Source organism: Janthinobacterium sp. JC611 (assembly GCF_018682595.1).
Classification (GTDB): Bacteria; Pseudomonadota; Gammaproteobacteria; order Burkholderiales; family Burkholderiaceae_D; genus Janthinobacterium.
Map to the genome: position 1 here is coordinate 326,246 of NZ_JAFLJN010000020.1, position 24,301 is coordinate 350,546.

Below are 24,301 nucleotides of genomic sequence, written 5' to 3' on the forward strand. Positions count from 1 at the left end.
GTTCCATCACTGCGGCATTGTTCATGTTGCTCATGCTTCATCCTTGATCTTGAATACTTCCACGCCCACGCCTTCGCAGTCGGGATACACGTCCGGTTTCATGCTCGACACGCGCGCGGCGCGCACGCGCGGGTGCGCCAGCATGGCGGCGAGCACGTCGTCGACCAGGCTTTCCTGCAGCTGCACGTGGCCTTGCGCCATACGTTTGGCGATGGTTTCGCGCATGAAGTCGTAGTCGACCACTTCTTCCAGCTGGTCATCCTTGGGCGTCGACAGGGCCAGGGGAATGTACAGGTCGACGTTGATGAGGACGCGCTGCTCGCCCTTTTTCTCGAAGTCGTAGACGCCGATGTTGATGAGGACTTCGTAATTGCGCAGGAACAGCCGGCGGCAATCGGCCAGGCGAGGGTGGGACAGGGCGGACGACATAGTTTTACCTTTTAGGGGATGCTGGAATGCTGGTTGTTTGGTAGGGCTGTTGATTATTTGGTCAAAAACATGACGTCGCGCGGCAAGCCGATCAAATGCTGGCCGCCATCGACCAGCAGGGTCGTGCCCGTGAGCGCGCGCGCGCCGGCCACGTAACAGACGCAGCCGGCCACATCCTCGGGCGTGCTGGAACGGCCCAGCGGCGTGTTTTCATGCGCCTTGGCAAAGTTCGCTTCCGTCTGCTCGCCGGAGACCAGGGTGATGCCGGGGGCGATGCCCACCACGCGCACTTTCGGCGCCAGCGCCTGGGCCAGCATGGTGGTCGCCGACAGCAGCGCCGCCTTGGACAGGGTGTACGACAAAAAATCAGGATTGAGATTGTACAGTTTTTGGTCCAGCAAGTTGATGACCACGGCTTGCCCGCCTGCCGGGGTGGCCTGGTACAGCGCTTGCGCCAGCAGGATGGGGGCGGCCAGGTTGGCGTGCATGTGGGCATCGAGCGCGCCCATCGAGAAATCGCCCGCATTGTCGTATGCAAACAACGAGGCGTTGTTGACCACGCAAGTGACGGGGCCCAGCGCCGCCTGCGCCTGCGGCAGCAATTGGCGCACGGCGTCTTCCTGCGCCAGGTCGCAGGGGAATGCTTGCGCGCGGCGGCCCAGCGCCGTGATTTCTTCCACCAGGCTGAGCGCTTCATCGCGCGAGTCGCGGTAATGGACGGCGATATCCCAGCCGTCGCGCGCCAGGCCCAGCGCGATGGCGCGGCCGATGCGGCGCGCCGCGCCCGTGACGAGGGCGACGCGGGGAGTGCTGTCGAATGGCGTTGTCGTTGCTTCTGTCATGTCTTTGCTATGGTTGAGATATTCGGTGGACGCCACACTGGCGGCATGCGCCGCCGATTCGCTACAATGCGGGTATGTCTCTTCCCGCACCCGATAGCGACGCGCTGGCCGCGTCCCATGCCTTGCAGCACCAGATTGCCGCCGAAATCGCGCGCAATGACGGCGCCATTCCCTTTGTCCGTTTCATGGAGCTGGCGCTGTATGCGCCTGACCTCGGCTATTACAGCGGCGGCGCCGCCAAGCTGGGCAAAGATGGCGATTTTACAACCGCACCGGAGATATCTCCCCTGTTCGGCGCCACGCTGGCCCATGTGGCAGCCGCTATTATGGCGCAAACGGCCCCGCGCATCCTCGAATTCGGCGCCGGCACGGGCAAGCTGGCCTTCGATATCCTGACGGAAGCGGCGCAGGCCGGCATCCCCGTGGAACAGTATGCGATCGTGGAATTGTCCGGCGAATTGCGCGCGCGCCAGGAACGGGCCCTGGCCGCTTTCCCGCAAGTGGTGTGGCTCGACGGCTTTCCCGACAGTTTCGAGGGCGCCGTGTTCGGCAATGAAGTGCTCGACGCCATGCCCGTCAACCTGATCAGCAAGACGCCCGCCGGCTGGTGCGAACTCGATGTCAGCATCGCCGACGGCCAGTTCGTGTTTGTCGAACGCCCGGCCGGCGCCGACGTGGCCGCGCAGATCGCCGCCCAGGTGCCGGACGCCGATGCCTTGCCGGTCGGCTATGTCACGGAAATTCATGGCGTCGCCTGCGGCTTCATGCGCTCGCTGGCGCGCATGCTGACCAATGGCAAGGGCGGCGCGGCCGTGCTGTTCGATTATGGCTTCCCCGCGCATGAGTATTACCTGGACTTGCGCGCCACGGGCACCCTGATGTGCCATTACCGCCATCATGCCCACGCGGAACCGTTTTATCTGCCCGGCTTGCAGGACATCACGGCCCACGTCGATTTCACGGCCATGGCGGTGGCGGCGCAGGATGCGGGTCTCGATGTGCTCGCCTACATGAACCAGGCATCCTTCCTGCTGGGCTCCGGCCTTGGCGACCTGCTGCTGCGTACCGATCCGGAACACGTCAAGACCTACCTGCCGCAAGCGAGCGCCGTGCACAAGCTGGTATCGCCCGCCGAGATGGGGGAATTGTTCAAGGTGCTGGTGGTGGGTCACCAGGTGGCGTTGCCGGAAGCGTTGTTGTCCAGCGACCGCAGCCACCGCTTGTAATATCAAGGCAGGGCCGTGTCGCCCTGCAATTTCCTGTCCGCCGGTGGTTATTATCTTGTCATATCGTATATGATGACCGACACAGCACGGTTCCATTCTGCAAGAACCCGTCGCCGCGCACCGATTTCAAGATAGAACGATGGGAAAGATACATACACACTATGACAACCTGAAGGTGGCGCGCCTGGCGCCGCAGGAAGTCATACGTGCCGCGTACAAAGCCCTCAGCCAGAAATACCACCCGGACAAGAATCCCGGCGACGAAAAGGCCGCCCGCATCATGGCGATTCTCAACAGCGCCTATGGCACCTTGTCCGATCCACAACGCCGCAAGGAACACGACGAGTGGATCGCCGCCGAGGAGTGGGAAATCGAATGGCTGGAAAGCACCCACCACGAAGAAGGCAAGAGCCGCGATGGCCGCGCGAAAGGTCATGCCCAGCCGCATGAACACGGCTGGGCGCAGGATGTGCCGCCGCCGAAGGGCAAGACGCGGCGCGGCCTGCAGCCCGTCTGGCGCAACTGGCGCTGGTGGCTGAGCTTGCTTGTCTGCCTGCTGCTGGGCTGGCTGGGCGCCTTGCTGATGCTCGATACGTCCCAACCCGTGCCTGCCGCGCTGGCCTCCGCCTGGAGCGGCCTGGCCCGCGATGGCGCCAAAGCGCACCCGGAACCGGCGGCGCCAGGAGCGGGCGCCTTGCCATCCAAGGGCGAGGCGGTGGCGGTCGATAGCTGGGCCGTGGGCAAGCCGTATGCGCCCGAGCCCGCGCAAGCGAAGACGCCGGAGATCCGCGTGCTGGCCGTCGCACAGCTGAGCCTGAAGGCCAGCCAGCCCGTCTGCGATGGCGTGGGCCAGTCCGTGGCGCTGGTGGCGCCGAACGGCGAGCCTTGGCCGGCGCAGTCCGGCTATGTGGATGGCTTCCCGATCGGTAACAAGGGCGATGAACTGAGCTTGACCATCGACAACAGCAGCAACGCGGCGCCCGTCTTCGTCAAGCTGTATGACCAGGAGCGGCGCTCGAATGTGCGCTACCTGTACATCCTGGCCCATGACAAGCTGACGGTGGAGCAGCTCAGCGCGGGCAAGTATGAAGTGCGCTACCAGGCCGTCGGGCCGGGCCAGGACAATTGTGGCGGCGCCACGCGCAGCGGCGCCTCGGCGCCAGCGTCGTCGGCGCCGTCCGCCAGCGAAGGCGGTACGCAGAATCCTGTTGTAAGCAGCATCTAATCTGATTATGCTTGATATGCGTCAACGCAGCGTCCACATCGAACTTATCCCTTAGGAGTATTCATGACCGACCTCAAAGCCGATGCAGATGATAACTGGCTGCTCGACGAAGATGAGCCGGTGGCCAGTCCTGCCGGGCTGGCCGCGCCCGACCAGCGCCTGTGGCGTGTCCTGATCGTCGATGATGACGTCGATGTGCACGCGGTCACGCGGCTGGCGCTGCGCAATGTCAGCTTCAAGGGGCGCGAACTGGAACTGTTTTCCGCCTATAGCGGCCGCGAGGCGTACGAAATCCTGCGCGACACGCCCGATATCGCGCTGGTGCTGCTCGACGTGGTGATGGAAACGGATGACGCCGGCCTGATCCTCGCCAAGCGCATCCGCGCCGACCTGAACAACTCCATCGTGCGCGTCGTGCTGCGCACGGGCCAGCCGGGCCAGGCGCCCGAGCAGCGCGTCATCATCGAATACGACATCAACGATTACAAGGCGAAGACGGAACTGACGACGCAAAAGCTGTTTACCACCGTCATCTCGGCCCTGCGCGCCTACGAGAGCCTGATGATGCTCGAGCGCAGCCGTATCGGCCTGGGCAAGATTCTCGCCGGCGCCACCAATCTGTACCAGATCCATTCCTTGCGCGAATTCGCTTCCGGCGTGCTCAACCAGGTCAGCGCCATCCTCGACGTGGGCGCCGACGGCGTGCTGTGCCTGATGCAGGGCGGCGCCGGGCGGCCCGAGGTGGTCGCCGCCACGGGGACCTATGCCATGCTGGCCGAGGCGGAAGCGATGCCGGCCGACCATGCGCTCACCGCCACCATCGCCAAGGCGTTTGCGGAAAAGCGCAGCCAGTTCGAGCATCCGGCCAATGTGCTGTTCATCCATACGGAAGGCAACCGCGAGCTGGCCATCTCCGTCACGCCGCCGTGGCCGCTGGCGCAGATCCAGCGCGACCTGCTGGAAGTGTTTTGCCAGCGCATCGCCGCCGCCTTCGACAACCTGTACATGTTCGGCCAGCTGCGCAAGGCGCAGGAAGCGACCGTGGTGGCGCTGGCCGACCTGGCCGAATTCCGCGACAGCGACACGGGCGGCCACGTGCGGCGGGTGCAGCTGCTGTCCGACGCCATCGCCCGGCGCATGCAGCAGCGCGGCGTGTACCCGGACGAGCTGACGCCGCAACTGCTCGACATGATCGGCCTGGCCAGCATCCTGCACGACGTGGGCAAGGTGGCCACGCCGGACGCCGTGCTGCTCAAGCCGGGCCGGCATACGGACGAGGAGCGGGCGCAGATGCAGCTGCACGCCAGCGTCGGGCGCACCATCCTCGAGCGGGCCGCCAACATGGTCGACGGCGTCAGCTACCTGACGTATGGCGCGCAGATCGCCGGCGGCCACCACGAGCATTTCGATGGCGCCGGCTATCCGAACGGCCTGGCGGGGCGCGCCATTCCCGTGGCCGCGCGCATCGTCGCGGTGGTCGACGTCTTCGATGCCCTGCTGCACGAGCGGCCCTACAAGGAACCGTGGCCGTATCCGCAGGTGCGCGAATACATCGAACAGCGCAGCGGCAGCCAGTTCGATCCGGAAGTGGTGACGGCGCTGCTGGACCTGATCGATAATCAGCCGCAACTGTGGCATCCGGAACGCGCCCGCGCCTGAGCAGCGACTTCCCTGGCGTTTTTCGGCACGGCCCCATTCCCTTGCGCGCGGCGCCGTCATATACTCGGCTGCCTCATGCTGGCCGGCGCCACGCACCAGTGTGGCGCGCCGCGGAGTTTTCGGACATCACGACATGAAAGAACTCAAGGGCCTTAGCGCACTGATCATCGAACCGCATCCGGGCATGCGCGCCAGCCTGCACAATATGCTCAACCTGTGCGGCCTGGCGAAGATCGACGACGCGGCCAGCTCGGGCCAGGCGATCCGCATGCTGGGCAGCAAATCGTACGATTTGATCCTGTGCGAATACGATCTCGACGGCGGGCAGGATGGCCAGCAGATGCTGGAAGACCTGCGCCACCACAAATTGATGCACGCCTCGACCATGTTTTTCATGGTGACGGGCGAAGGCAGCTTCGCCAAGGTGGTCAGCGCCGTCGAACTGTTGCCCACCGATTACATCCTCAAGCCGTTTACCGCTGACAACATGCTCGAGCGCATTGGCCGCGCGCTGGACAAGCGCAATGCCTTCGTGCCCGTGTACGAATTGATCGACGTGGGCAATGAGCGCGCGGCGATTGCCGCCTGCGCCGAGGGCGCCAGCCTGTATCCCCGCTACGCCACCGATTTCCTGCGCCTGCGCGCGGAACTGCACTTGCTGCTGGGCGAGGCGGCCGACGCCGAGCCGATCTACGCCGCCCTGTACGAAGCCAAGTCCATCGGCTGGGCGCGCCTGGGGCAGGCCAAGACGCAGTTTCTGCTGGGCGAGTACGCAGCGGCGCAGGGTACGCTGGAAGGGCTGCTGGAAAACAACAAGCGTTTTCTTGACGCGTATGACTGGCTGGCGCGCACGCACCTGGCGCAAGGCAAGCCGGCACTGGCGCAGGCGGCCCTGAGCGAAGCGGTGGCGCTGTCGCCGCACGCCGTGCGCCGCTTGCGCCGCCTGGGTGAGGCGGCCCTGGCGGCCGACGATATCGAGATGGCGGAAAAATCCCTGAAATTGGTCGTCAGCAAGGCCAAGTATTCGGAGTTCCGCGATCCGGAAGACCATGTGCGCCTGGTGCAGACCCTGGTGCGCAAGGGCGATCCGCTGCAGGTGGGCGCCGTGATCCGCGACCTCGACAAGTCGATGGGCGGGCAAAAGAACGCGCAACTGTGCAGCGCCCTGTGCAGCGCCATGCTGCATGCGCATACGGGCAACGCGGAGCGCCTGCAGCAATCGCTGGACGCGGCCCTGGCCGCCAACCGCCACAGCGTGGGCGGCTCGACCATGCTGAAAACGGAACTGGCGCGCCACTGCCTGGCGCACGGGCGCGAGGATGGCGCCGCCGAGGTGATGCGCGAAGTCATGCGCAATGCGCCCGACAGCGCCGCCATGACGCGCGCCATGGCCGTGTTCGAGCAGGCCGGGCGCGAAGAGCTGGCCAAGGCGCTGGCGCGGCAAAGCCGCCAGGAAGTGGCCGACATGGTGGCCGCCGGCGCGGCCAGGGCGGGCGAAGGCGATTTCCGCGGCGCCGTCGATCTGATGGGCGAGGCCGTCACGCGCCTGCCCGACAATCCGCAAGTGGTCTTCAATGCGGCCGTGGCCGTGCTGAAATGCCTGGAGCACGAAGGCTGGGATGAGCGCATGGGCCAGCAGGCGCTGACGTTTATCGCCGGCGTGCGCCGCCTGGACCCGCGCAACCCCAAATTGCCCGTGCTGTCGGGCCTGCATCAGCAGTTGTTGCGTAAATATAAGCCCCTGGGCAAGGCCTGGATGCATCCGCCTGACGCCCGTTAAAGAGGAAGAATACGCGGCGAATGACGGGAAAATGCGGCTTGCAAGCGAGGGGGGTAAAAAAAATGCGAAAAAAGATGACTTTTTCGCGCCAACCCTTGCACATTCTCAAATCGGGAGCTTATAATCACGCCCCGAAGCAGCCAACTTCTTCTTTATAAGCAAATGCAGCAGTCAGGCATCAGTAAATAAGGTTGACAGTTGTGAGTAGATGCTTCATACTCTGCGGTTCCCGCGGAGGGGTGGCCGAGTGGTTAAAGGCGACAGACTGTAAATCTGTTCTCTATGAGTACGCTGGTTCGAATCCAGCCCCCTCCACCAAGTTTTTGCAAGGAAAACTGGGTAGTAGCAAGTAAGTGAAGATAATGTGAACGATACCTCGCGGGTGTAGCTCAATGGTAGAGCAGAAGCCTTCCAAGCTTACGACGAGGGTTCGATTCCCTTCACCCGCTCCAGTTTCCGTTCAGATGCTTGATGCATCGCATGCAACAAATTACAGCCCTTGTAGCTCAGTGGTAGAGCACTCCCTTGGTAAGGGAGAGGCCACGTGTTCGATCCACGTCAAGGGCACCAGAATTCGCAGCAGGCAGCACAGAAGCAATTCAAACCAGACCGTCGGGCGTGTGCCTGAGCAATCTAATCAAATCATTAGGAGTTCAAAATGGCAAAAGGTAAATTCGAACGGACCAAGCCGCACGTCAACGTCGGCACCATCGGCCACGTCGACCACGGTAAAACCACGCTGACCGCTGCAATCGCAACGGTTCTGTCGAAGAAATTCGGCGGCGAAGCCAAAGCATACGACCAGATCGATGCAGCTCCAGAAGAAAAAGCGCGTGGTATCACGATCAACACCGCCCACGTCGAGTACGAAACGGAAACGCGTCACTACGCGCACGTTGACTGCCCAGGCCACGCCGACTACATCAAAAACATGATTACCGGTGCCGCGCAGATGGACGGCGCGATCCTGGTGTGCTCCGCAGCTGACGGCCCAATGCCACAGACCCGCGAACACATCCTGCTGGCCCGCCAAGTTGGCGTTCCATACATCATCGTGTTCCTGAACAAGTGCGACCTGGTCGACGACGCAGAGCTGCTGGAACTGGTGGAAATGGAAGTGCGCGAGCTGTTGTCGAAGTACGAATTCCCAGGCGACGACCTGCCTATCATTAAAGGTTCGGCACGTATGGCGCTGGAAGGCAAAGAAGGCGAAATGGGCGTGGACGCAGTGCTGCGTCTGGCCGATGCGCTGGATGCTTACATCCCAACGCCAGAGCGCGCTGTTGACGGCGCCTTCCTGATGCCAGTGGAAGACGTGTTCTCGATCTCGGGTCGCGGTACCGTGGTCACCGGTCGTATCGAGCGCGGCATCATCAAGGTCGGCGAAGAGATCGAAATCGTCGGCATCACCGATACCGTCAAAACGACTTGCACCGGCGTGGAAATGTTCCGCAAACTGCTGGACCAAGGTCAGGCAGGCGACAACGTTGGTCTGCTGCTGCGCGGCACCAAGCGTGAAGACGTGCAACGTGGTCAAGTTCTGGCAAAGCCGGGCTCGATCAAGCCGCACGCCCACTTCACCGGCGAGATCTATGTTCTGTCGAAAGACGAAGGCGGCCGTCATACGCCATTCTTCAACAACTATCGTCCACAGTTCTACTTCCGCACGACGGACGTGACTGGTTCGATCGAGTTGCCAGCAGACAAAGAAATGGTCATGCCAGGCGATAACGTGTCGATCACCGTCAAGCTGATCAACCCGATCGCTATGGAAGAAGGTCTGCGCTTCGCTATCCGCGAAGGCGGCCGTACCGTCGGCGCTGGTGTTGTTGCAAAAATCCTGGCTTAATTCTTAAGCCTGCATAAAAGAAGACGCGTCGTCGCCCGGCGCCCTTCTTTTTATTCAACTGCCGGGGTTGGCAAGCATTTTGGTGCTATCATGTCGACCCTGACGGTTGTTGCGTCAGAAATTCCCGTATGACCTCATTGCCGTGCAGACCGCGCGGTTCGTTCTTTTAAGGAAATATCATGTCGGCACCAAACCAAAAAATCCGTATCCGCCTGAAGGCTTTCGATTACAAACTGATCGACCAGTCCGCTCTGGAAATCGTTGAAACCGCGAAGCGCACCGGCGCTGTCGTCAAAGGCCCAGTACCACTGCCTACCCGTATTCAACGTTTCGACGTGCTGCGTTCCCCGCACGTCAACAAAACTTCGCGCGATCAGTTCGAGATCCGTACGCACCAACGCCTGATGGACATCGTTGACCCAACGGACAAGACCGTTGACGCGCTGATGAAGCTGGACCTGCCAGCTGGTGTTGATGTCGAAATCAAACTGCAATAATCGTTGTTGACAGGCCGGCGGGGTGTCCCGCTGCCTGATGATGGGGCCGGGCCTGCTCACGATCGTGAGTGCGCCCGGCCCCATTGCTATTGGTGCCTGGCCAACTCTGGCGAGGCCTGCATACGCTTGCAAAACCGCTTTACAGTGCCGCGACCGGTCGATAAAGTTGCTGCATGCTCAATACCCTCGATACCCACCTGTTAAATGCGACTCCCCGTCTGCGCTTGCGCGGCTGGCCGCGCTTCCTGACCGAGTTCCTGTATTTCGGCGTGAAGGAGGCGAGGTCGTGCCTGTTCGTCGGGCTGTTTTTCGCCACCGTGTTCCTGGTGCCGCGCGCCGGCCTGTTCGGCCTGCCGCGCTATGACGTGCTGCTGCTGGCGGCGCTGGCGATCCAGGCGGCGATGGTCTGGCGCGGGCTGGAAACGTGGGATGAGTTGAAGGCCATCTGCCTGTTTCATGCGGTCGGCTTCGCGCTGGAAGTGTTCAAGGTATCGGGGGCGATCCAGTCGTGGAGCTATCCCGACTTCGCCTACAGCAAGGTGTTCGGCGTGCCCCTGTTTTCCGGCTTCATGTATGCGGCCGTCGGCAGCTACATCATCCAGACCTGGCGCCTGCTCGACATGCGGATTCGCCACCATCCGCCGTACTGGATGGCGGTGCTGATCGCGCTGCTGATCTACGCCAACTTCTTCACCCATCACTACATCGGCGACTACCGCTGGTATCTTGCCGCCTGCGCGCTGGGTTTGTACGCGCGTACCACCGTGGTGTTCCGTCCGCTCGACCGCGACCGCAGCATGCCCTTGCTGCTCGGTTTCGTGCTGGTCGGCTTCTTCATCTGGCTGGCCGAAAACATCAGCACCTTCTGGGGCGTGTGGCGCTATCCGAACCAGCTTGGCGCCTGGTCGGTGGTGCATGTCAGCAAATGGAGTTCATGGTCGCTGCTGGTGGTGATGACGTTTACCATCGTGGCCCACCTCAAGCACATCAAGGCCAGCATCCACGTCGCCCAGCCCTAGGCCGGGCGACGCAAGTCTCTTATTGCAGGCTGGCCGCCACCGCGTCGAAGCGTGCGCCCAGTGCCGCCTGCGGGCCGCCCTGCAGCTGTTTGGCATACTGGCGCAGCACTTGCGCCGAGTACGTGCGCGAGGCGGGCGACAGCTTCGGCAGCAGCGGCAGCACTTTCTCCAGGTATCCCGTGCCTTCCTGCCACTTGCCTTGCGCCGCCAGCGCCGACGCCAGTTCCACCATGCGCCGGCCGACGCGCGCATCGCTGCGCGGCTGCGCCGCTTCTTCCGTGGCCAGGGCCTGCCGGTACAGCTGCTCCGCTTCCGCATTCTTGCCCTGCAGGCGCTTGATGCGGCCCAGGTTGTACTGGCGCTGCGAGAGAATATCGGCGCTGGCCCCGGCCTGCTCGGCGCTGCGCAGCGCCTGTACGCAAGCCAGTTCCGCTTCGCCAAACTGGCCTTTCAGTTCGGCCGCGTTGCAGGCGTCGTGCTGTTCATTGGAGGTGGTGAGCGTCGCTGGCGCCGCGCAGGCGGCCAGCAGGCTGACGGCGCATAGCAGGCTGATGGTATGGGTCTTCATAGTCTCCTCGGACGGGTGTCGAACACGGTGTATCGGTGGAGTCATGCCGTAATAAATATACTATAAGTTTTTTGGGGAGGGTGGCTTTTCGCCGGCGCGCGCGATTGACGCCGCTTGCGTGCTTCAGGGATACTCCGGGCTTGTCCACTAATGCGTGCCGCCGCCATGTCCAAGACTGTCCTGATCGTGGAAGATGAACAGGCGATTGCCGACAGCATCGCCTATGCCTTGCGCACGGACGGCTTTACGCCGCGCCACGTGATGTTGGGCGAGCAGGCGCTGGCCGCGCTGCGCCCCATGCCCGGCGAAGCCGCGCAGGTGCCCGTTCTGGTGGTGCTCGACGTGGGCTTGCCCGACATGAGCGGGCTGGAAGTGTGCCGCCGGCTGCGCCAGTTTTCCGAGGTGCCGGTGATCTTCCTGACGGCCCGCAGCGACGAGATCGACCGTATCGTCGGCCTGGAAATCGGCGCCGATGACTACGTCACCAAACCATTTTCGCCGCGCGAACTGGTGGCGCGCATCCGCGTCATCCTGCGCCGCGCCGGTGTCGCGCAAGCGCCCCGCGAGACTGGCATGACGATAGCCGCTGCCGGCGCGCCGGCGCGCTTCGAATTGCGCGCGCCGGAGGCGAAAGTGCTGTTTCACGGCCAGCCGCTGGACCTGACCCGCTATGAATACCTGTTGCTGAAAACTTTGCTCGAGCATCCGGGCCACGTGCTGTCGCGCGCGCAGCTGATGCAGCGCGTGTGGAGCGGGGCGCCCGACACGCTCGAGCGCACCGTCGACGCGCACGTCAAATCGCTGCGCGCCAAGCTGCGTGCCATCGATGCGCAGGTCGACCCCATCCAGACCCACCGTGGCCTCGGCTACAGCCTGGCCGGCGCATGAAGATCGGCCTGCGCATCCTGTTGGGCTACTTCCTGATCGTCGGCCTGGCCGCGTGGTTCTTGCTGAATGTGTTCATGGAGCAGGTCAAGCCCGGTGTGCGCTCGACCCTGGAAGACACCCTGGTCGATACCTCGCAACTGCTGGCCAGCCTGGTGGCGCCCGACGTAAAGGCGGGCACGCTGGCGCAGTCGCCCGTGGCCGAACGCATGCAGGATTACGCGCGCCATGGCGTGGACGTCAATATCAACGGCGTGCGCAAGCGTACGCTCGATTACCGCATCACCATCACGGACCGGCACGGCATCGTGCTGTTCGATTCCAGCGGGCGCGACGTGGGGCGCGACTATTCGCGCTGGAATGACGTGTATCTGACCTTGCAGGGCAAGTATGGCGCCCGCAGCACGCGCAGCCGGCCCGACGACGAGATGTCGACGGTGATGCACGTGGCCGCGCCGATCCGCGACGGCAATGAGGTGATCGGCGTGCTGACGGTGGCCAAGCCGAACGCCAGCGTGCAGGCGTTTGTCGAACGCAGCCAGCGCAAGATCTTGCAGCGCGGCGCCGTGCTGTTGCTGCTGTCGCTGCTGATCGGCCTGGCATTCGCCTGGTGGTTGCACCATGCGTTGGGCAAGCTGATGCATTACATCGGCGAGGTGGAGGCGGGGCGCAAGGTGGCGCTGCCGGCGCTGGGCAAGAACGAGATCGGCACCCTGGGGCGGGCGCTGGAGGCGATGCGCACGCGCCTCGAGGGCAAGGAATATGTGGAGCAGCTGATGCATACCCTGGCGCATGAGCTGAAAAGCCCGATCGCCGCCATCCAGGCCTCGGCCGAGCTGCTGCAGGAAGACATGCCGCCGGCCGAGCGCCGCCAGTTCCTGGCCAGCATCCTGGAACAGAATGCGCGCCAGCGGCAGCTGATCGACAAGCTGCTGGCCCTGGTGCGCGTGGAAAAGCAGCAGCGCCTGGACAAGCCCGAGCGCATCGCGCTGGGCGCGCTGCTGGGGCAAGTGGCGCAGGACGCGGCCGCCACCCTGGCGGCGCGTGGCGTGCGCTTGCAACTCGATGCCGAGGACCTGGTGGTCGCCGGCGACGCCTTGCTGCTGCGTCAGGCGCTGGGCAATCTGCTCGACAACGCGGCCGGCTTTGCGCCGCCCGGCAGCTGCATCGACCTGACGGCGCGGCGCCAGGGTGCGCACGTGGATATTGCCGTGCGCGACCGCGGCGCAGGCATTCCCGCGTATGCACTCGAGCGCGTCTTCGAGCGCTTTTATTCCCTGCCGCGCCCGAGCGCCGGCAAGAGCACGGGCCTGGGCCTGCCCTTTGTGCGCGAGGTTGCGTCCCTGCATGGCGGCACGGTCGAGGTGCTCAATCATCCGGAGGGCGGCGCCTGCGCGTGCCTGCGCCTGCCGCTGGCGTAGTTGGGGGCATCGCGCCGTATTTATTTGCGGACTTCACACGCAGTGCACATGCAGCGCACATGGTTTTTTTACACTGGCATCCTTACTTCAAGGATGCGCCATGCAAAAAACTCTATTCGTCAAAGCGTTGCTCGTGTTCGGCCTGATGCTGGTGATCGGCCTGCCTTTGCTGATGATTCAGGAAACGATCAAGGAGCGGATGGAATTCCGCCAGGAAGCCGTCGACAGTATCGCCGCCGATTCGGTGCGCGAACAAACCATCATCGGGCCCATCCTGGTGATTCCCTACACGGAGCAGTACGAAGAGCGCGTGGAGGTGGCCAAGGGCGATGACAAGGAAGTGAAAACGCCTGTGCGCACGGAGTTGCTGCGCCGCACGGTGCAGCGCCGCCAGCTGGTGTACCCGAACTCATTGTTGCAGGACGGCACCATCGAGGCGGACCGCCGCTACCGCGGCATCCACCAGGTGCTGGTGTACAGCGGCCAGCATGCGTTCAGGGGCGATTTCACCGTGCCGGCCAGCACGCAACTGCCGCGCAAGTCGCCAGATTCGCGCGTGACCCTGGGCGAGCCGTTCGTCGCGCTGTCGATCGAGGACGTGCGCGGCATTCGCAACATCCCGAAGATCGATTGGGGCGGGCGCCAGATCGAGTTCGAGCAGGGCGCCAACCTGTTTGCCTTCCGCAGCGGGCTGCACGCGCCGCTGGGCGCCATGCCGCTGGCGCAAGCGCAACAGGTGAAATTCAGCTTTACCCTGGGACTGGACGGCATCGAACGCCAGCATTTCGTGCCGGTGGCGAAAAACAGCCAGATCAGCATCAAGTCGAACTGGCCCCATCCGCAGTTTGGCGGGCGCTTCCTGCCGTCGCCGAAGAATCGCCAGATCAATGCCGATGGTTTTCAGGCTGAATGGAATATCTCGTCGCTGGCCACCAATGCGCAAACGCAGCTGAGCAGCATCGAAGGCGAGTTCAAGGTGCCCGACAGTGCGCCGCTGGGCCAGATCGACCGCTTCAGCGTCGGCTTCATCGAGCCGGTGAACGTGTATTCACAATCGGATCGCGCCACCAAATATGGCTTGCTGTTCGTGGCGCTGACCTTTGCCGCCTTCTTCATCTTTGAAATCTTGAAGAGCCTGCCCATCCACCCGGTGCAGTATTTGCTGGTGGGCCTGTCGCTGGTGATCTTCTTCCTGCTGCTGGTGGGCCTGGCCGAACACATCGCCTTCCTGAGTGCCTACCTGATCGCCAGCGCCGCCTGTATCGTGCTGACCAGCTTTTATCTGGTGCACGTGCTACACAACGCCTGGCGCGGCATCGGTTTCGGCGTGGCGCTGACGCTGCTGTATGGCGCCTTGTACGGCTTGCTGAGCTCGGAAAACAATGCGCTGGTGATGGGCAGCATCCTGCTGTTCGCCGTGCTGGCCGCCATCATGGTGGCGACGCGCAAGGTGGACTGGTATCAGATTGGCAAGGGAGCGCCGCAGGAGTAGGGGTTGCCTGGAGGCAATGAATGGGAAGGGCGCGCATGTGATCGTGCGCCCCCGTGTGTTTCTGTCATCGCCCGCCAGACCGCATGCCGCCGTGCTTTGCGCCCGTTAAGTTGCCTCGCGGCAGCGTTTTTTCGGCGCGCCGACAACTGCCGCAGGGGCGTCGCGCAACACTTTGACATACCTCGTGTTAACTTGTTGCGTCAAGGGTTTTTGTGCTATATACTAGCCGGCTTCGGTATGGATTCGTCTTTTTTGAGTCCTACGTTACTTTGTAGTTAAACAAGCCCCGCCCAATCGCAGGTGGGAATGGAGAAAAAATGAGCCTAGGCCTTCTCGGTCGCAAGGTTGGTATGATGCGCATTTTCACGGATGAAGGGGATTCGATTCCTGTCACCGTGTTGGACGTATCGAACAACCGTGTTGCGCAAATCAAAACCCCTGAAACAGATGGTTACTCCGCTGTTCAGGTCGCATTCGGTCAACGTCGCGCTTCCCGCGTGACCAAAGCTGTTGCTGGTCATCACGCTAAAGCTGGTGTTGAAGCCGGTACTCTGTTGAAAGAGTTCCGTGTCGACGCTGCCAAAGCCGCTGAACTGAAAGCTGGCGATGTTGTCGCCGCTTCCCTGTTCGAAGTCGGTCAAAAGATCGACGTGCAAGGCGTTACCATCGGTAAAGGCTATGCAGGCGTTATCAAACGTTACCACTTCGCTTCCGGCCGTCAAACGCACGGTAACTCGCGTTCGCATAACGTTCCAGGTTCCATCGGTATGGCACAAGATCCAGGTCGCGTTTTCCCTGGTAAGCGCATGACCGGTCATCTGGGTGACGTCAACCGTACGATCCAGAACCTCGTGATCGCCCGTATCGATGCCGACCGTCAGCTGTTGCTGGTCAAAGGCGCGATTCCAGGCGCGAAAAATGGCCAGGTAGTTGTCTCGCCAGCCATCAAAACCAAAGCCAAGAAGGGAGCTTAAACGATGGAACTCAAGCTTCTGAATGCGCAAGGTCAAGCCGCCTCGAACGTTGCTGCAGCCGATACGATTTTCGGCCGTGACTACAATGAAGCGCTGATCCACCAAGTCGTCATCGCTTATCAAGCGAATGCACGTAGTGGTAACCGCAAGCAAAAAGACCGTGAAGAAGTTCACCACACGACGAAAAAGCCATGGCGCCAAAAAGGTACCGGCCGCGCTCGTGCTGGTATGTCGTCGTCGCCACTGTGGCGCGGCGGTGGTCGGATTTTCCCGAACTCGCCTGACGAAAACTTCACCCACAAAGTGAACAAGAAAATGTATCGCGCAGGTATCTGCTCGATCCTGTCGCAGCTGGCTCGCGAAGAGCGCCTGATCGTCATCGACGATCTGACGATCGACGCGCCAAAAACCAAGCTGCTGTCGCAAAAATTGAACGGCCTGGGCTTTGATTCGGTTCTGATCATCACCGACGTTCTGAACGAAAACCTGGAACTGGCATCGCGCAACCTGCCTAACGTACTCGTCGTTGAGCCACGTCACGCAGACCCGATGTCCCTGGTGTTCTACAAGAAGATCCTGGTCACCAAAGCTGCACTGGCCAAGATTGAGGAGATGCTGGCATGAGCGCGATTTTGAAACATAGCGAAGAACGCTTGATGAAGGTGCTGTTGGCGCCCGTGATTTCCGAAAAGGCCACCATGGTCGCGGAAAAGAACGAGCAAATTGTATTCCGCGTACTGCCGGATGCAACCAAGCCTGAAATCAAGGCAGCGGTCGAACTGCTGTTCAAGGTTGAAGTTCTGTCCGTGCAAACTGCAAACCGCGAAGGTAAGCAAAAGCGCACCGGCAAGTTCAACGGTCGTCGTAACCATACCAAGCGTGCTTTCGTGTGCCTGAAGCCTGGCCAGGAAATCAACTTCTCCGAGGAGGCTGCATAATGGCACTCGTTAAGATGAAACCAACCTCGCCAGGCCGTCGCGGCATGGTGAAGGTGGTGAATGCCGACCTGTACAAAGGTCGTCCGTTCGCTGCCCTGGTTGAAAAGAAATCCAAGACCGCTGGTCGTAACAACAACGGTCACATCACCACCCGTCATATCGGTGGTGGTCACAAGCAACACTACCGCTTGATCGACTTCAAGCGCACCAAAGATGGTATTCCAGCGAAAGTGGAACGTATCGAATACGATCCAAACCGCACCGCGAATATCGCTCTGCTGTGCTACGCCGACGGCGAACGTCACTACATCATCGCAACCAAAGGCATGGCCGTTGGCGACAGCGTGATGAACGGTTCGGAAGCACCGATCAAATCGGGTAACTGCTTGCCAATCCGTAACATCCCAGTCGGTACCGTGATGCATTGCGTCGAAATGCTGCCAGGTAAAGGTGCCCAAATGGCACGTACCGCCGGCGCTGGCGTCGTGCTGATGGCGCGTGAAGGTACCTACGCTCAAGTGCGTCTGCGCTCGGGTGAAGTACGTCGCGTGCACATCGAGTGCCGTGCAACGGTTGGTGAAGTCGGCAATGCCGAGCACAGCCTGCGTAAAATCGGTAAAGCTGGTGCGATGCGCTGGCGCGGTGTTCGTCCTACCGTTCGCGGTGTGGTCATGAACCCGGTCGATCACCCGCACGGTGGTGGTGAAGGTAAAACAGCAGCTGGTCGTCATCCAGTTTCGCCTTGGGGCCAACAGACTAAGGGTAAGAAGACACGCAGCAACAAGCGTACTACTTCCATGATCGTCTCGCGCCGCGGCAAGAAATAAGGGGTAGCACATGACACGTTCATTGAAAAAAGGGCCGTTCTGTGACGCCCACCTGGTGAAAAAAGTTGAAGCCGCGCAAGCAGCCAAAGACAAAAAGCCAATCAAAACCTGGTCGCGTCGTTCGACAATCATGCCTGACTTCATCGGCCTGACGATCGCGGTGCATAACGGCAAGCTGCACGTGCCGGTTTATGTTTCCGAAAACATGGTTGGTCACAAGCTCGGCGAATTCGCACTGACCCGTACGTTCAAGGGCCATGCAGCTGACAAAAAGGCTAAGAAATAATGGAAACTAAAGCTATCCTCAAAGGTGTGCGCCTGTCGGACCAAAAGGGCCGCCTGGTTGCTGACCTGATCCGTGGCAAGAAAGTTGACGCTGCACTCAACATCTTGCAATTCAGCCCGAAAAAAGGTGCTGCGATCATCAAACGCGTTCTGGAATCCGCTATTGCGAATGCCGAGCACAATGATGGCGCGGACATCGACGAATTGTTCGTGAAAACGATCTACGTCGAAAAGGGCCCCGTCCTGAAGCGCTTCACCGCGCGTGCAAAAGGCCGTGGCGACCGTATTTCGAAACAATCCTGTCACGTTTACGTGACTGTCGGTAACTAAGGAGCCACGATGGGTCAGAAAATTCATCCAACCGGTTTCCGTCTGGCGGTCACCCGTAACTGGGCTTCGCGCTGGTATGCAGGCAACGGCAATTTCGCTGCCATGCTGAACGAAGACTTGAAAGCACGTGCTTACCTGAAAAAGAAACTGAAGAACGCTTCCGTTGGCCGCATCGTTATCGAGCGCCCAGCCAAGAACGCGCGCTTCACGATCTACAGCTCGCGCCCAGGCGTGGTCATTGGTAAAAAAGGCGAAGACATCGAAGTACTGAAGTCCGCGCTGACCAAGATCATGGGCGTGCCTGTTCACGTGAACATCGAAGAAATCCGCAAGCCAGAAATCGACTCGCAACTGATCGCCGATTCGATCTCTCAGCAGCTGGAAAAACGGATCATGTTCCGCCGCGCCATGAAGCGCGCAATGCAAAATGCAATGCGCCTGGGTGCTCTCGGTATCAAGATCATGTCGTCCGGCCGTCTGAACGGTATCGAAATCGCGCGTAAAGAGTGGTACCGCGAAGGCCGCGTGCCTCTGCATACCCTGCGCGCCGATATCGACTACGGTACCAGCGAAGCGTCGACCACCTACGGCATCATCGGTGTCAAGGTGTGGGTATACAAGGGTGACCGCGCGCCTAACGGCGATGCACCAGTCATCGATACCCCAGCTGACGAGAAGAAAAGCCGCGGCCCACGCCGTGACGATGGCAAGCCAGCTGGCCGTCCACGTCCAGCCGGTGCCGGTGCGAAACCATCCACAGCACCAGGTGCACGTGTGCGTACCGCCGCTAAACCGGCCGCCGCAGCAGCACCAGCTGAGAAAGCAGGAGAATAATCATGCTGCAACCAGCACGCAGAAAGTATCGTAAAGAGCAGAAAGGCCGTAATACCGGTATTTCGCACAGCCGCGGCACCGCCGTGTCGTTTGGCGAATTCGGTCTGAAGGCAGTTGCGCGCGGTCGTATCACTGCGCGTCAAATTGAAGCGGCGCGTCGTGCCATGACGCGTCACATCAAGCGCGGTGGCCGTATCTGGATCCGTATTTTCCCGGACAAACCGATTTCGAACAAACCGGCTGAAGTCCGTATGGGTAACGGTAAAGGTAATCCTGAGTACTACGTCGCTGAAATTCAGCCAGGCAAAGTACTGTACGAAATGGATGGCGTTGATGAAGCGCTGGCACGGGAAGCATTCCGTCTTGCCGCCGCTAAACTGCCACTGGCTACGACGTTTGTCGTGCGCCAGGTCGGCCAATAATTGGAGTTGTATATGAAAGCATCTGAACTCCGCGGCAAGGACCAGCCAGCTCTGCAAAAAGAGCTGAATGACCTGTTGAAGGCACAGTTCGGCCTGCGTATGCAAATCGCTACGCAGCAGCTGAGCAACACTTCGCAGCTCAAGAAGGTACGCCGCGATATCGCGCGTGTGAAGACGGTAATGAATCTGAAGGAAGCCAAATGAACGAACCAGTGAAACAGTCGCTCAAGCGCACGCTGATCGGTAAAGTGGTTTCGGACAAGATGGACAAGACCGTTACCGTTCTGATCGAGCGCCACGTAAAACATCCTTTGTATGGCAAGATCATCATGCGTTCGAACAAGTATCACGCGCATGACGAGACCAACCAAGTCAAGGCCGGTGACACGGTCGAGATCCAGGAAGGTCGCCCGATCTCCAAAACGAAGGCATGGACGGTGACACGTGTGGTTCAAGCCGCACCAACCGTTTAAATAAAAACCACCGCTTCGGCGGTGGGTTTTAATTAGTACTTGCAGGCCCGCAAATTGTATGTAATACTTGCGGGCTTCGTTCATGTAACGCCGCAAAGTGTCTGGCCACAGACAGTAGCATTCGCGGTCAGTTGATGTATGAAGGTCATGCACCCAAACAGTGAAGCCCAGCAGGGCGGCTCTGGCGGGACCAAGACTGACCGTGGGTCTACATTGTGTGGATTCTTCGGCTTAAGTTGGGAAAGAGAATACTATGATTCAAACTGAAAGCCGGCTCGAAGTGGCTGACAATACCGGTGCCAAAGAAGTAATGTGCATCAAGGTATTGGGCGGCTCCAAGCGCCGTTATGCTGGCATTGGCGATGTGATCAAGGTAACCGTCAAGGTTGCTGCGCCACGTGGCCGTGTCAAAAAAGGTGAAATTTATAACGCCGTGGTTGTGCGCACCGCTAAAGGTGTTCGCCGCCAAGACGGTTCCCTGGTGAAGTTCGACGGCAATGCCGCCGTTCTGTTGAACGCCAAGCTGGAACCGATCGGTACCCGTATTTTTGGACCTGTCACGCGCGAACTGCGCACTGAGAAGTTCATGAAAATCGTGTCCCTGGCACCGGAAGTCCTGTAAGGAGTCGTAATGGATAAGATTCGTAAAAACGACGAAGTCATCGTTCTGACCGGGAAAGACAAGGGCAAACGTGGTGTGGTACAGCAGCGTATCGATGCTGAACATATCGTGGTTGACGGCATTAACATCGCTAAAAAAGCGACTAAGCCAAACCCGATGACTGGCGTAACTGGTGGTATCGTCGATAAGACCATGCCAATTCACGTGTCCAACGTTGCATTGTTTAATGCAGCGACTGGCAAGGCAGATCGCGTGGGTTTCAAAGAAGTGGATGGCAAAAAAGTCCGCGTCTTTAAATCCTCCGGCGAAGTAGTGAAGGCTTAAGAAATCATGGCACGTCTCCAAGAATTCTATAAAGAAAAAGTCGTTGCCGACCTGACCAGCAAGTTTGGTTACAAGTCGGTAATGGAAGTTCCTCGCCTGACCAAGATCACCCTGAACATGGGTGTTGGTGAGGCTATCGCGGATAAGAAAGTTCTCGAGCACGCAGTTGCTGACTTGACCAAGATCGCCGGCCAGAAGCCAGTGACCACCAAGTCCCGCAAAGCGATCGCAGGCTTCAAAATCCGTGAAGGTTACCCGATCGGTACGATGGTCACCCTGCGCGGCGCTCGCATGTACGAGTTCCTGGATCGCTTCATTACCGTGGCCCTGCCGCGCGTACGCGATTTCCGTGGTGTGAACGGCCGTGCATTTGATGGTCGTGGCAACTACAACATCGGTGTCAAGGAACAGATCATTTTCCCTGAAATCGAATACGACAAGATTGACGCGTTGCGCGGTATGAATATCAGCATCACGACAACCGCTAAGACCGATGACGAAGCCAAAGCTTTGCTCGCCGCCTTTAAATTCCCATTCAGGAACTGATCATGGCCAAACTGTCACTGATTAATCGTGAGATCAAACGTGCTGACCTGGTGGCGAAATTCGCCCCTAAGCGCGAAGCTCTCAAGGCCATCGTCGATGACCAATCGAAATCGGAAGAAGAGCGCTACGAAGCTCGCCTGAAACTGCAGGCGCTGCCACGTAACTCGAACCCGACGCGTCAACGTAACCGTTGCGCCATCACCGGTCGTCCGCGCGGCACATTCCGTAAATTCGGTCTGGGTCGTATCAAGCTCCGTGAATTCGCCATGCGTGGTGAAATTCCGGGTATGACAAAAGCAAGCTGGTAATAGGAGAATATGCAATGAGTATGAGCGATCCTATCGCCGATATGCTGACCCGCATTCGCAACGCCCAAGGCGTGCAAAAAACGACCGTGGCCATGCCATCGTCGAAAGTCAAAATTGCGATTGCCAACGTCCTGAAGGACGAGGGTTACATTGAAGATTTCGCTGTTGCCGAAGCTGGTGGCAAGGCGGAACTGAAGATCGGTTTGAAGTATTATGTTGGCCGTCCCGTTATTGAGCGCTTGGAGCGCGTGTCCCGTCCGGGTCTGCGCGTCTACAAGGGTAAAGACGAGATCCCTGTTGTGATGAATGGCTTGGGTGTGGCGATCGTGTCGACTCCGCAAGGCGTCATGACTGACCGCAAAGCACGCGCTACCGGTGTCGGCGGCGAAGTTATTTGCTACGTGGCTTAAGGAGTTACACATGTCTCGAGTAGCTAAAATGCCTATCGTAGTGCCAGCTGGCGCCGAAGTCGCCATCTCCGCACAAGCGATCACCGTAAAAGGCCCGCTGGGCGTGCTTTCCCAAGCCCTCACCGGCCTGGTCAAAGTAGAAAACAATGCAGGAACCCTGAGTTTCGACGTGGCGAACGACAGCCGCGAAGCCAATGCCATGTCCGGCACGCTGCGCGCACTGGTCAACAACATGGTTGTTGGCGTCACCAAGGGTTTCGAGAAAAAGCTGAACCTGGTAGGCGTGGGTTACAAGGCGCAAGCTCAAGGCGACAAGCTGAATCTGTCCCTGGGTTTCTCGCACCCTGTAGTGCATGACATGCCAGCCGGCGTTACCTGCGCAACACCAACCCCGACCGAGATCCTGATTAAAGGTATCGACCGTCAACAGGTTGGCCAGGTAGCCGCTGAAGTTCGTGCTTACCGCGCTCCTGAGCCTTATAAAGGCAAGGGCGTTCGCTATGCGGACGAAGTGGTTAAGCTTAAAGAAACCAAGAAGAAGTAATTAGGGGCTGACGATGGATAAGAAAGAATCACGGCTTCGCCGCGGACGCCAAACCCGCATCAAGATTGCGGAATTGAAAGTAAATCGCTTGTCGGTGCACCGCACCAACCTGCACATTTACGCCAACCTGATCAGCCCGGACGCTAAAGTCCTGGTTTCGGCCTCGACGGCTGAAGCGGAAGTTCGCGCTGAACTGGCAGGCCAATCCGGCAAAGGCGGCAATGCCGCTGCTGCAGCCTTGATCGGCAAGCGCGTCGCTGAAAAAGCGTTGAAAGCAGGAATTACCGAAGTCGCGTTCGACCGCTCCGGTTTCCGTTACCACGGCCGTGTGAAAGCGTTGGCAGAAGCCGCACGCGAAGCCGGTCTGAAGTTCTAAGGATCAATCATGGCAAAAATGCAAGCAAAAATGCAAAGCGACAAGCCGGATGATGGCATGCGCGAAAAAATGATCGCGATCAACCGCGTGACCAAAGTGGTCAAGGGTGGTCGTATCATGGGTTTCGCCGCGCTGACCGTAGTTGGTGATGGCGATGGCCGCGTCGGCATGGGCAAGGGCAAATCGAAAGAAGTGCCAGTTGGCGTGCAGAAGGCAATGGAAGAAGCCCGTCGCAACCTGATCAAAGTACCGCTCAAAAACGGCACCTTGCATCACACGGTTGTTGGTCGTCACGGCGCCTCCAAGGTCCTGATGAACCCAGCTAAGCCTGGTACTGGCGTTATCGCTGGTGGCGCAATGCGCGCTATCTTCGAAGTGATGGGCGTGACGGACGTGGTGGCGAAATCCACCGGTTCGAACAACCCATACAACCTGGTACGCGCTACGCTGGACGGCCTGTCGAAAATGAGCACTGCTTCCGATATCGCTGCCAAGCGCGGCAAGTCGGTCGAAGACATTCTGGCTTAAGGTGGACAAAATGACAAACACAGTCAAAGTGCAATTGGTCAAGGGCTTGATCGGTACGCGCGAATCGCATCGCGCTACCGTGCGCGGTCTGGGTCTGCGTCGTGTAAATTCGGTTTCCGAATTGCAAGACACCCCATCCGTACGCGGCATGATCAATAAAGTATCGTATCTCGTTAAAGTTGTCGGGTAAGCCTTCGGGCTTACACGAACGGAGCAAATCATGGAATTGAATACTATTGCACCAGCCGAAGGCGCTAAGCACTACAAGCGTCGCGTCGGTCGCGGTATCGGCTCCGGCCTGGGTAAAACCTCGGGTCGTGGTCACAAAGGTCAGAAATCGCGTTCGGGCGGCTTTCATAAAGTCGGTTTCGAAGGCGGTCAGATGCCTCTGCAACGCCGTCTGCCTAAGCGCGGTTTCAAATCGATGCACGCCACCTTCAAAGCTGAAGTGCGCCTGTCCGATCTGAACAACCTGGCTGTTGGCGATGTCGACATTCTGGTCTTGAAGCAAGCTGGCGTTCTGGGCGTGTTGGCCCGTGACGTGCGCGTGATCTTGTCCGGCGAAATCACCAAAGCGGTGAATTTGAAGGGCTTGAAAGTGTCCGCTGGCGCGAAAGCCGCCATCGAAGCAGCCGGCGGCTCGGTAGCCTGAGTTGACCGCTAACAGC

At 59.9% G+C, this 24,301-nt stretch carries 33 protein-coding genes and 3 tRNA genes; 33 read left to right on the forward strand and 3 right to left on the reverse strand.

Annotated elements, in window-relative coordinates; genetic code table 11:
- Nucleotides 1–30 precede the first annotated feature (30 nt).
- Together J0O65_RS14070 and J0O65_RS14075 are read right to left on the reverse strand one after the other, a co-directional pair.
- Nucleotides 31–429: a dihydroneopterin aldolase gene (locus tag J0O65_RS14070; RefSeq protein WP_046682033.1), complete on the reverse strand. Its 399-nt coding sequence runs from the start codon at nucleotides 427–429 to the stop codon at nucleotides 31–33.
- A 53-nt stretch (nucleotides 430–482) separates the two neighbouring features.
- Nucleotides 483–1,271, reverse strand: coding sequence for an SDR family oxidoreductase (locus J0O65_RS14075; RefSeq protein WP_215407611.1), 789 nt, complete (start codon nucleotides 1,269–1,271; stop codon nucleotides 483–485).
- 74 nt (nucleotides 1,272–1,345) lie between these two features.
- On the opposite strand from J0O65_RS14075, the gene J0O65_RS14080 reads away from it, so the two are divergent.
- The 10 genes from J0O65_RS14080 to J0O65_RS14125 all read left to right on the forward strand — a co-directional run bounded on the left by J0O65_RS14080 (nucleotide 1,346) and on the right by J0O65_RS14125 (nucleotide 10,526).
- The gene (locus tag J0O65_RS14080) at nucleotides 1,346–2,497 is read left to right on the forward strand and encodes a class I SAM-dependent methyltransferase (protein ID WP_215407613.1); all 1,152 of its coding nucleotides are present in this window, start codon (nucleotides 1,346–1,348) and stop codon (nucleotides 2,495–2,497) included.
- A gap of 139 nt (nucleotides 2,498–2,636) precedes the next feature.
- Nucleotides 2,637–3,722, forward strand: coding sequence for a J domain-containing protein (locus J0O65_RS14085; RefSeq protein WP_215407615.1), 1,086 nt, complete (start codon nucleotides 2,637–2,639; stop codon nucleotides 3,720–3,722).
- A 63-nt stretch (nucleotides 3,723–3,785) separates the two neighbouring features.
- The gene (locus J0O65_RS14090; RefSeq protein WP_215407617.1) at nucleotides 3,786–5,381 is read left to right on the forward strand and encodes a DUF3369 domain-containing protein; all 1,596 of its coding nucleotides are present in this window, start codon (nucleotides 3,786–3,788) and stop codon (nucleotides 5,379–5,381) included.
- A gap of 133 nt (nucleotides 5,382–5,514) precedes the next feature.
- On the forward strand, nucleotides 5,515–7,161 hold the full coding sequence (locus J0O65_RS14095) for a tetratricopeptide repeat-containing response regulator (RefSeq protein WP_215407619.1): 1,647 nt from the start codon (nucleotides 5,515–5,517) through the stop codon (nucleotides 7,159–7,161).
- A 233-nt stretch (nucleotides 7,162–7,394) separates the two neighbouring features.
- Nucleotides 7,395–7,479: transfer RNA gene (locus J0O65_RS14100), tRNA-Tyr, on the forward strand.
- A 60-nt stretch (nucleotides 7,480–7,539) separates the two neighbouring features.
- Nucleotides 7,540–7,613: transfer RNA gene (locus J0O65_RS14105), tRNA-Gly, on the forward strand.
- Nucleotides 7,614–7,656: 43 nt separating this feature from the next.
- Nucleotides 7,657–7,731, forward strand: a tRNA-Thr gene (locus tag J0O65_RS14110).
- An 88-nt stretch (nucleotides 7,732–7,819) separates the two neighbouring features.
- Nucleotides 7,820–9,010 carry an elongation factor Tu gene (gene tuf / locus J0O65_RS14115; protein ID WP_100428800.1) on the forward strand — a complete coding sequence of 397 codons (1,191 nt, stop codon included), beginning with the start codon at nucleotides 7,820–7,822 and terminating at the stop codon, nucleotides 9,008–9,010.
- A 179-nt stretch (nucleotides 9,011–9,189) separates the two neighbouring features.
- Nucleotides 9,190–9,507, forward strand: a complete 318-nt coding sequence (gene rpsJ, locus J0O65_RS14120; protein WP_010394389.1) for a 30S ribosomal protein S10 — start codon at nucleotides 9,190–9,192, stop codon at nucleotides 9,505–9,507.
- 173 nt (nucleotides 9,508–9,680) lie between these two features.
- Nucleotides 9,681–10,526, forward strand: coding sequence for a DUF817 domain-containing protein (locus tag J0O65_RS14125; protein ID WP_215407621.1), 846 nt, complete (start codon nucleotides 9,681–9,683; stop codon nucleotides 10,524–10,526).
- A 19-nt stretch (nucleotides 10,527–10,545) separates the two neighbouring features.
- On the opposite strand, the gene J0O65_RS14130 is transcribed toward J0O65_RS14125, so the two are convergent.
- Entirely contained in the window at nucleotides 10,546–11,094 is a 549-nt protein-coding gene (locus J0O65_RS14130) for a tetratricopeptide repeat protein (protein WP_215407623.1), read from the reverse strand.
- A 165-nt stretch (nucleotides 11,095–11,259) separates the two neighbouring features.
- Between J0O65_RS14130 and creB the strand changes: the two genes are divergently transcribed.
- The 23 genes from creB (at nucleotide 11,260) to rplO (ending at nucleotide 24,285) form a co-directional block, all read left to right on the forward strand.
- Nucleotides 11,260–11,982, forward strand: a complete 723-nt coding sequence (creB, locus tag J0O65_RS14135; RefSeq protein WP_215407625.1) for a two-component system response regulator CreB — start codon at nucleotides 11,260–11,262, stop codon at nucleotides 11,980–11,982.
- Nucleotides 11,979–13,400 (forward strand): two-component system sensor histidine kinase CreC, encoded by a 1,422-nt coding sequence (gene creC / locus J0O65_RS14140; RefSeq protein ID WP_215407627.1) that lies wholly within the window; start codon nucleotides 11,979–11,981, stop codon nucleotides 13,398–13,400. The genes creB and creC overlap by 4 nt, the downstream gene beginning before the upstream one ends.
- A gap of 100 nt (nucleotides 13,401–13,500) precedes the next feature.
- A complete protein-coding gene (gene creD / locus J0O65_RS14145; protein WP_215407629.1) occupies nucleotides 13,501–14,892 on the forward strand; it encodes a cell envelope integrity protein CreD in 1,392 nt (463 codons plus the stop codon).
- A gap of 317 nt (nucleotides 14,893–15,209) precedes the next feature.
- Nucleotides 15,210–15,866 carry a 50S ribosomal protein L3 gene (gene rplC, locus J0O65_RS14150; RefSeq protein ID WP_076565200.1) on the forward strand — a complete coding sequence of 219 codons (657 nt, stop codon included), beginning with the start codon at nucleotides 15,210–15,212 and terminating at the stop codon, nucleotides 15,864–15,866.
- 3 nt (nucleotides 15,867–15,869) lie between these two features.
- Nucleotides 15,870–16,490, forward strand: a complete 621-nt coding sequence (gene rplD / locus J0O65_RS14155; protein WP_034753197.1) for a 50S ribosomal protein L4 — start codon at nucleotides 15,870–15,872, stop codon at nucleotides 16,488–16,490.
- On the forward strand, nucleotides 16,487–16,804 hold the full coding sequence (gene rplW, locus J0O65_RS14160; protein WP_010394398.1) for a 50S ribosomal protein L23: 318 nt from the start codon (nucleotides 16,487–16,489) through the stop codon (nucleotides 16,802–16,804). Before rplD ends, rplW begins: the two co-directional genes overlap by 4 nt.
- The gene (gene rplB / locus J0O65_RS14165; RefSeq protein WP_034753198.1) at nucleotides 16,804–17,631 is read left to right on the forward strand and encodes a 50S ribosomal protein L2; all 828 of its coding nucleotides are present in this window, start codon (nucleotides 16,804–16,806) and stop codon (nucleotides 17,629–17,631) included. Before rplW ends, rplB begins: the two co-directional genes overlap by 1 nt.
- Nucleotides 17,632–17,641: 10 nt before the next feature.
- The gene (gene rpsS, locus J0O65_RS14170) at nucleotides 17,642–17,917 is read left to right on the forward strand and encodes a 30S ribosomal protein S19 (RefSeq protein WP_008444295.1); all 276 of its coding nucleotides are present in this window, start codon (nucleotides 17,642–17,644) and stop codon (nucleotides 17,915–17,917) included.
- On the forward strand, nucleotides 17,914–18,246 hold the full coding sequence (gene rplV, locus J0O65_RS14175) for a 50S ribosomal protein L22 (protein ID WP_170840583.1): 333 nt from the start codon (nucleotides 17,914–17,916) through the stop codon (nucleotides 18,244–18,246). The genes rpsS and rplV overlap by 4 nt, the downstream gene beginning before the upstream one ends.
- A gap of 9 nt (nucleotides 18,247–18,255) precedes the next feature.
- Nucleotides 18,256–19,080: a 30S ribosomal protein S3 gene (rpsC, locus tag J0O65_RS14180; RefSeq protein WP_092718261.1), complete on the forward strand. Its 825-nt coding sequence runs from the start codon at nucleotides 18,256–18,258 to the stop codon at nucleotides 19,078–19,080.
- 2 nt (nucleotides 19,081–19,082) lie between these two features.
- Nucleotides 19,083–19,502, forward strand: coding sequence for a 50S ribosomal protein L16 (gene rplP / locus J0O65_RS14185; RefSeq protein WP_038497037.1), 420 nt, complete (start codon nucleotides 19,083–19,085; stop codon nucleotides 19,500–19,502).
- A 12-nt stretch (nucleotides 19,503–19,514) separates the two neighbouring features.
- A complete protein-coding gene (gene rpmC / locus J0O65_RS14190) occupies nucleotides 19,515–19,706 on the forward strand; it encodes a 50S ribosomal protein L29 (RefSeq protein WP_010394412.1) in 192 nt (63 codons plus the stop codon).
- Nucleotides 19,703–19,975 carry a 30S ribosomal protein S17 gene (rpsQ, locus tag J0O65_RS14195; RefSeq protein WP_010394415.1) on the forward strand — a complete coding sequence of 91 codons (273 nt, stop codon included), beginning with the start codon at nucleotides 19,703–19,705 and terminating at the stop codon, nucleotides 19,973–19,975. Before rpmC ends, rpsQ begins: the two co-directional genes overlap by 4 nt.
- A 253-nt stretch (nucleotides 19,976–20,228) precedes the next feature.
- Entirely contained in the window at nucleotides 20,229–20,597 is a 369-nt protein-coding gene (gene rplN / locus J0O65_RS14200; protein WP_008444317.1) for a 50S ribosomal protein L14, read from the forward strand.
- Between the two features lie 9 nt (nucleotides 20,598–20,606).
- Nucleotides 20,607–20,921, forward strand: a complete 315-nt coding sequence (gene rplX / locus J0O65_RS14205) for a 50S ribosomal protein L24 (protein WP_010394419.1) — start codon at nucleotides 20,607–20,609, stop codon at nucleotides 20,919–20,921.
- A gap of 6 nt (nucleotides 20,922–20,927) precedes the next feature.
- A complete protein-coding gene (rplE, locus tag J0O65_RS14210; RefSeq protein WP_010394421.1) occupies nucleotides 20,928–21,467 on the forward strand; it encodes a 50S ribosomal protein L5 in 540 nt (179 codons plus the stop codon).
- A 2-nt stretch (nucleotides 21,468–21,469) separates the two neighbouring features.
- Entirely contained in the window at nucleotides 21,470–21,775 is a 306-nt protein-coding gene (gene rpsN / locus J0O65_RS14215) for a 30S ribosomal protein S14 (protein WP_010394423.1), read from the forward strand.
- 14 nt (nucleotides 21,776–21,789) lie between these two features.
- Complete coding sequence (gene rpsH / locus J0O65_RS14220; protein ID WP_071325662.1) at nucleotides 21,790–22,185, forward strand: 30S ribosomal protein S8; 396 nt, start codon at nucleotides 21,790–21,792, stop codon at nucleotides 22,183–22,185.
- Between the two features lie 10 nt (nucleotides 22,186–22,195).
- On the forward strand, nucleotides 22,196–22,729 hold the full coding sequence (rplF, locus tag J0O65_RS14225) for a 50S ribosomal protein L6 (protein ID WP_071325661.1): 534 nt from the start codon (nucleotides 22,196–22,198) through the stop codon (nucleotides 22,727–22,729).
- A gap of 13 nt (nucleotides 22,730–22,742) precedes the next feature.
- Nucleotides 22,743–23,105, forward strand: coding sequence for a 50S ribosomal protein L18 (gene rplR, locus J0O65_RS14230; RefSeq protein ID WP_010394431.1), 363 nt, complete (start codon nucleotides 22,743–22,745; stop codon nucleotides 23,103–23,105).
- A gap of 9 nt (nucleotides 23,106–23,114) precedes the next feature.
- Nucleotides 23,115–23,633, forward strand: coding sequence for a 30S ribosomal protein S5 (gene rpsE / locus J0O65_RS14235; RefSeq protein WP_010394433.1), 519 nt, complete (start codon nucleotides 23,115–23,117; stop codon nucleotides 23,631–23,633).
- A gap of 10 nt (nucleotides 23,634–23,643) precedes the next feature.
- On the forward strand, nucleotides 23,644–23,823 hold the full coding sequence (gene rpmD / locus J0O65_RS14240; protein ID WP_010394435.1) for a 50S ribosomal protein L30: 180 nt from the start codon (nucleotides 23,644–23,646) through the stop codon (nucleotides 23,821–23,823).
- 30 nt (nucleotides 23,824–23,853) lie between these two features.
- A complete protein-coding gene (gene rplO, locus J0O65_RS14245; RefSeq protein ID WP_034753211.1) occupies nucleotides 23,854–24,285 on the forward strand; it encodes a 50S ribosomal protein L15 in 432 nt (143 codons plus the stop codon).
- Nucleotides 24,286–24,301: the final 16 nt, after the last annotated feature.